The 5,659-nt window shown below is 66.1% G+C and carries 6 protein-coding genes and 1 pseudogene; 3 read left to right on the top strand and 4 right to left on the bottom strand.

The window, feature by feature from the left end; all coding sequences use genetic code 11:
• On the top strand, positions 1-835 hold an 835-nt coding region (gene cobS / locus ACIQ42_RS15260; protein WP_397423106.1), incomplete at its 5' end, for a cobaltochelatase subunit CobS.
• 20 nt (positions 836-855) lie between these two features.
• Here the strand turns inward: cobS and ACIQ42_RS15265 are convergent.
• Genes ACIQ42_RS15265 through ACIQ42_RS15275 form a run of 3 tightly spaced genes read right to left on the bottom strand, consistent with a single transcriptional unit; the run spans position 856 to position 3,543 of the window.
• Positions 856-2,091 carry a pyridoxal-dependent decarboxylase gene (locus ACIQ42_RS15265; protein ID WP_397423107.1) on the bottom strand — a complete coding sequence of 412 codons (1,236 nt, stop codon included), beginning with the start codon at positions 2,089-2,091 and terminating at the stop codon, positions 856-858.
• Positions 2,092-2,101: 10 nt separating this feature from the next.
• On the bottom strand, positions 2,102-2,884 hold the full coding sequence (locus ACIQ42_RS15270; protein ID WP_397423108.1) for a type II CAAX prenyl endopeptidase Rce1 family protein: 783 nt from the start codon (positions 2,882-2,884) through the stop codon (positions 2,102-2,104).
• 20 nt (positions 2,885-2,904) lie between these two features.
• Positions 2,905-3,543 (bottom strand): PQQ-binding-like beta-propeller repeat protein, encoded by a 639-nt coding sequence (locus ACIQ42_RS15275; protein WP_397423109.1) that lies wholly within the window; start codon positions 3,541-3,543, stop codon positions 2,905-2,907.
• A gap of 235 nt (positions 3,544-3,778) precedes the next feature.
• Between ACIQ42_RS15275 and ACIQ42_RS15280 the strand changes: the two genes are divergently transcribed.
• Positions 3,779-4,960 (top strand): DUF3089 domain-containing protein, encoded by a 1,182-nt coding sequence (locus tag ACIQ42_RS15280; RefSeq protein WP_397423110.1) that lies wholly within the window; start codon positions 3,779-3,781, stop codon positions 4,958-4,960.
• Between the two features lie 44 nt (positions 4,961-5,004).
• On the opposite strand, the gene ACIQ42_RS15285 is transcribed toward ACIQ42_RS15280, so the two are convergent.
• Entirely contained in the window at positions 5,005-5,184 is a 180-nt protein-coding gene (locus ACIQ42_RS15285; protein ID WP_397423111.1) for a DUF1328 family protein, read from the bottom strand.
• A 125-nt stretch (positions 5,185-5,309) separates the two neighbouring features.
• Between ACIQ42_RS15285 and ACIQ42_RS15290 the strand changes: the two are divergent.
• Positions 5,310-5,659: pseudogene (locus ACIQ42_RS15290) on the top strand (cobaltochelatase subunit CobT); the annotation flags it as partial.

The following is a 5,659-nucleotide window of genomic DNA, read 5'->3' on the forward strand; positions in this document are numbered from 1 at the left end:
GACGACGCGGGCGATCCTTGCGGGCTTCGCCTTCGACCGCCGCGTGATGGTGCAGGGCTATCACGGCACCGGAAAGTCCACCCACATCGAGCAGGTGGCCGCGCGCCTCAACTGGCCGCTGATCCGGGTGAACCTGGACAGCCATGTCAGCCGTATCGACCTGGTCGGCAAGGATGCCATCGTCCTGAAGGACGGCAAACAGATCACAGAATTCCGCGAGGGTATGCTGCCCTGGGCGATCCAGCGGCCCATCGCCCTGGTGTTCGACGAATACGACGCTGGCCGTCCGGACGTGATGTTCGTGATCCAGCGCGTGCTGGAGGCGCAGGGCAAGCTCACCCTGCTGGACCAGAACCGCGTGATCCAGCCCAACAAGTGGTTCCGGCTGTTCTCCACCACCAACACCATCGGTCTGGGCGATACGACAGGGCTTTATCACGGCACCCAGCAGATCAATCAGGGCCAGATGGACCGCTGGTCGATCGTGACCACCCTGAACTATCTGGCCCACGACGTGGAAGCCGAGATCGTGCTGTCCAAGTCGCCGAACTACCAGACAGCGGAAGGCAAGCGGACGATCAACGCCATGGTGCGGGTCGCCGACATGACCCGTAACGCCTTCATGAACGGCGACATCTCCACCGTCATGAGCCCGCGCACCGTGATCACCTGGGCCCAGAACGCCGAGATCTTCGGCGGCGACATTGGCCTGGCGTTCCGGATGACGTTCCTCAACAAGTGCGACGAGCTTGAGCGCGGCACCGTGGCCGAGTTTTACCAGCGCGCGTTCGGGACTGAACTGCCGGAAAGCACGGCGCGGGTGCGTGTGGCGTAGAGCCTGACGCCCGCTTGGGATCAGGAGTACCTGACTTCATCGGCGCCTTGTGTCGCGACGCCCCTCACCTCACCCAGCGCCCACGCCAGGTCCGTCAGGTATGTATCCGCCACCTGCAGATGGAACGGCGACAGCATCAGGTGCAGGCTCTTGGGCTCGGTGGCCAGGCTGGTGAACCAGCCTCGCTCGCGTAGTTTGGACCAGACGGCCACGCTGTCCGCCTCGGGATGGTTGAAGGCCAGGATGCCCAGCTTGGGTTGGCCCAGCACCTTGAAGCCCAGCGCCTCGGCGCCCGCAGCGATCTTCGCCCGCGCGGCCGTGACCTGGCCCTGCTTTTCACGATAGCCGGCCACGCCCAGAAAGTTCATCACCGCCCAGGCCGCCGAGATGGCGCCGCCCGGGCGCGTGCCGGCCAGGGTAGGGGTGATCATCCGCCCGCCCGGCCAATCCCTGAAGTCGAAGATCATGAATTTCTGCAGGGCCGCATCGCGAAAGAGGACGGTCGAGGCGCCCTTGGCGCAGTAGCCGTACTTGTGAAGGTCGGCGGACATGGACCGCACGCCGGGGACCTCGAAATCAAAGGGCGCGATGTCTTCGCCATTCATGCGGACGAAGGGGGCGATGTAGCCGCCGACGCAGGCGTCCACATGCAGCCACAGGCCGCGCGCCAGGGCCAGGTCCGAAAGCGCCTCGATCGGGTCGATCAGGCCATAGGGGAATGAAGGCGCCGAACCCACGATCATCATGGTCGAAGCATCGCACGCTGCCGCCATGGCCACCGGATCGGCAAGGAAGCCGATGATCGGCGTGCGGCGCACCTCGATCTCCATGACCGAGGCCGCCTTGTCGAACGCCGGGTGGGCCGATCTGGGCAGGACGATGTTGAGCGGTCCGGTGACGCCCTTTTCCTTACGCGCATAGTCCCGGGCCGCCTTCATTGCCATGGTGATGGAGTCCGTGCCGCCCGAGGTGATGGCGCCGGACGCGCCCTCCGGCCCATGCAGGAGCGACAGGCCAAAACTCACCACCTCGTCCTCCATGCGCTTGAGGCTGGGGAAGGCGGCCGGGCCCAGGCCGTTCTCGGACATGAAGAGGGCGTAGGCCTCCTTCTGCACCTGCTCGACTTCGGGGCCGGCGTTGAACACATAGACGGCTGTTTTTCCATCGCGCCAGGCGACGTCACCGGTCGCGTAGTCGGCCATGCGGGCCTTGAGGGTCGGCCAGTCGGTTCCGGCGTTGGGGAGCGTACTTGTCATGGGCGCATACTCACTCAGCGGGCGCCGCGCGCGAAGCCCCATTTCTTCGGATCAGAAACCATACCGCCGCCAGAGCCAGCGCGGCGAACACGACCCCGCCGGGCGCCGGGAACAGCGGCCAGGCCTCGGGCTTCTGCAGAACCACAAGACCGGAGAACGCCACAAAGGCCGTCAGCAGCACATTGGGCGCCGCGTGGCCCGCCGCGGCGCCAAGCCAGGACCCGCTCCGCTCGACAAACCGGGTCAGCAGTTCGCGGTAAATGAGGCAGGCGATCACGAAGACGACCAGCATCAACGGTGGCGCGGCCTCCAGATCCGGGAAGAGGCCGACCTTCAGGAATGTCGGGATCAGGTGCCAGGCGGCCCAGACAAGCCCCAGGATCAGCACGCCGATACGCCGGCCAAACGCCTTGAGCGCCAGGGCCAGTCCGCCGCCGGCCCAACCGAGTTCCTCGAGCACGCTGGTCAGCAACGTGGCTCCGATCAGGGTGGCCGCGTCCGGCATTGTCCGGACCTGGCCGCTGAATCCCGCAGCGCCGGCCAGCAACGCAACCGCCAGCGCCAGCCCCGCGATGGAAAGCGTGATCAAGCCCGCCAACCCGACTTCGCGCCACCGGATCGGGCCGTCCCGTTTGCCCAGACCCCAGTTAAGGACAAGGCCGGCCAGAGCCGGACTGAGGATCATCACCAGCTTGCCCAGATCCGCCATCCGGGGATCGTCCAGCGCCATCAGTCCGCCCGGCAGCGCCAGAACGATCAGGCAAAAGAGCAGGAACTTTACTTTCGCGGCCATCATCTTCCCCCTGGGGCGCTCTACGGCAAGGCGTAGGCTATCACGTAGTCGCCCCTGGCAGGGCGCAGTCGCGCGCCGCCGGCAGAGGCCACCACATACTGCTTGCCGGTCTTGGGCGACAGATAGCTCATCGGCGTGCCGCCCGCGCCCACCGGCAATCGTCCCTGCCACAGCAACTTGCCGGTGGAGAGGTCCACCTTGCCGTCCACGCCAAAGCCCGGACAGGGTACGCCTGTAGCGGCATCCAGCGCGATCAACTGGGCGTTGATCGTCGAGACCAGAATGCGACGACGGCACAGCGGGGCTGCCGACGCGACGGCGGCCTGGGCAAGGGCCGGCGATGCGAGGCAAGGCGCCGACTTGGCAACCACTGCCCTGGTGACGACCGGCGCGGCCGGAATGTCGGCAGACACGGCGACCCGCGGCTGGGTTCCATCCCGGTAGCCCACGCCACGACAGCGGTTCCAGAAACCCTTCTTCACCTTCGGGTCATGCCGCCAGATCTCCTTGCCGGTGTCCGCGTCTAGCGCGATCACCACGTTGCCGGGCGGACAGACATAGACGCGATCACCCACCTGCATCGGGGTGTTCATGTCCTCGGAGCTGCGGTGATCTGGTTCGCCGGTGCGGAAGGTCCAGGCCACCTTCAGTTCATCCACGTTCTCGCGGTTGATCTGGTCCGGAAGGTTTCGGGGATCGCAGCCCCCCTGCGAACGCAGCCCAGGCCCGCGTTGGCCAGCTGGCAGGCTTCTCGGTGGCCATATGCGTCTCCCGGATGTCGCGCCAGCTTAGCGCGCCGAACCAGTCCCATCATGAACGAGGCTAGACCTCTTTTCCTGACCTTGCGATGATCGTACCCGGAATTCGAAGAACAAGAGCGTTTGGGGAGACGACATGATCACCAGAACACTGGCCCTGGCCCTGGCCATCGGACTGACCGCCACGGCGGCTCTGGCCCAGCCGACCGCCTCCGTCCAGAACGACTACGCCAAGCCCGAGACCTGGCTCTGCAATCCGGGCAAGGCGGGGGACGCCTGCGCGGTCGACATGACGGCGACGGTGATCAAGGCCAATGGCGCGATGTCTGTCGAAGCCTTCAAGGCCGACCCCAAGGCGCCGGTGGATTGCTTCTACGTCTATCCGACGGTCTCGAACGACAAGGGCGTCGTCTCGGACATGATCGCAGGTCCCGAGGAGTTGAACGTCGTCCGCGCCCAGCTGGCGCGGCTGGGCTCGAAATGCCGGATCTTTGCGCCGCTCTATCGTCAGTTCACGCTAACCGCTTTGCGCGCGGCCAGCGCCGGAACGCCGATGCCGGGGTCAGCCGATCCGGCGGTTCGCCAGGTGGGGTACAACGACGTGCTCGACGCCTGGAACCACTACCTGACACACGACAACAAGGGGCGCGGCGTGGTGCTGGTAGGCCACTCCCAGGGCTCGGGCGTTCTGGCCCGGCTGATCGCCGCCGAGATCGACGGCAAACCCGTTCAGAAGCAGATCATCTCCGCGATGCTGCTGGGCACGAGCCTGGGCGTGGAAAAAGGCAAGGACACCGGAACCTTCAAGTCCATCCCGACGTGCAAGAGCGCCAGCCAGACCGGTTGCGTGATCGCCTACGCGACCTTCCGCGACACCGTGCCGCCGCCCGCCAACACCCGCTTCGGGCGCGTCGCAAACCCGGCCATGGAAGCTGTCTGCACAAACCCCGCGGCGCTGGGCGGCGGAAAAGGCGAGCTGAAGGCCTATCTGTCCAACACCGCAGCCGAGATCGCCGACTCCTCGGCCGCGCCGCCCGCTTGGGTGAAAGGCCAGCCAAACCCGAAGACGCCGTTCGTGGCCCTGCCCGGCCTCCTGACCGGCGAGTGCGTGTCAAAAGGCGGGTACAACTACCTCGAAGCCCATGTGAACGCCGATCCGGCCGACCCGCGCGCGGACACCATCGCCGGTGATGTGGTGGGGCCTGGCGGCCAGATCGCGGCCGACTGGGGCCTGCACCTGATCGACGCCAACATCGCCATGGGCAATCTGGTGGACCTGGTGGGTTCGCAGGGCAAGGCCTGGCTGGCGAAGCAGTAGGACCTTGCCCCCTCCCCCGCCGCCCAGGCGACAGGGGATGCCGACTACCCCCCCGAGAGCTTCCTGCCCGCAAACACGCCCAATACGACAAAGACCACGAATACGATAATAGCGACCAGGAACAGCAGCTTGGCGATGCCGGCGGCTGCGCCCGCGATGCCGCCGAAACCCAGCACGCCTGCGATGATGGCGATCACCGCGAAGATCAGAGCCCACTTCAACATTGTCGTTCTCCTTGAACAGGCGGCTTTCGCCCTTAGCCTGGAGAACCCCGCCGGAGCGTGAGTGTTCCCTGCTTCGTAATTCCCTGTTTCACGCGCCGCCCCGGGTGATCTATTGAACGACCTGCATGGCCAAGAATCCGGAAAGCCCCCTGGAACCCTTCAAGCGCGCGCTCGCTCACGCGGCGCGATCCCTGGCGGAGTCCGACGATCTGGAGATTGTCTTCTCCGGTGAAGGTCCGCTACTCACCGGCAATCGGGCGGTTCTGCCGCATCCGCCCCGCGACCTGACACCGGCCGACGCCGCGCGGATCCGGGGTCTGGCCGACCAGATGGCGCTGCGTGTCGCCCACCACGATCCCGTCGCCCACGCCAGGAGCCGCCCGCAAACGGGCGCCGGGCAGCCGATCTACGACGGGCTGGAACAGGTTCGCATCGAGGCCATCGGCGCCAACGCCATGGGTGGGGTGAAACAGAA

Source organism: Phenylobacterium sp. (assembly GCF_044372605.1).
In the GTDB taxonomy this organism is placed as follows: domain Bacteria; phylum Pseudomonadota; class Alphaproteobacteria; order Caulobacterales; family Caulobacteraceae; genus Phenylobacterium.

Excerpts from the sequence above, each read along its gene's own strand:
- ACIQ42_RS15280 (WP_397423110.1), top strand. The coding sequence starts at position 3,779 with ATGATCACCAGAACACTGGCCCTGGCCCTGGCCATCGGACTGACCGCC.
- ACIQ42_RS15270 (WP_397423108.1), bottom strand. The coding sequence starts at position 2,884 with ATGGCCGCGAAAGTAAAGTTCCTGCTCTTTTGCCTGATCGTTCTGGCG.
- ACIQ42_RS15285 (WP_397423111.1), bottom strand. The coding sequence starts at position 5,184 with ATGTTGAAGTGGGCTCTGATCTTCGCGGTGATCGCCATCATCGCAGGC.
- ACIQ42_RS15265 (WP_397423107.1), bottom strand. The coding sequence starts at position 2,091 with ATGACAAGTACGCTCCCCAACGCCGGAACCGACTGGCCGACCCTCAAG.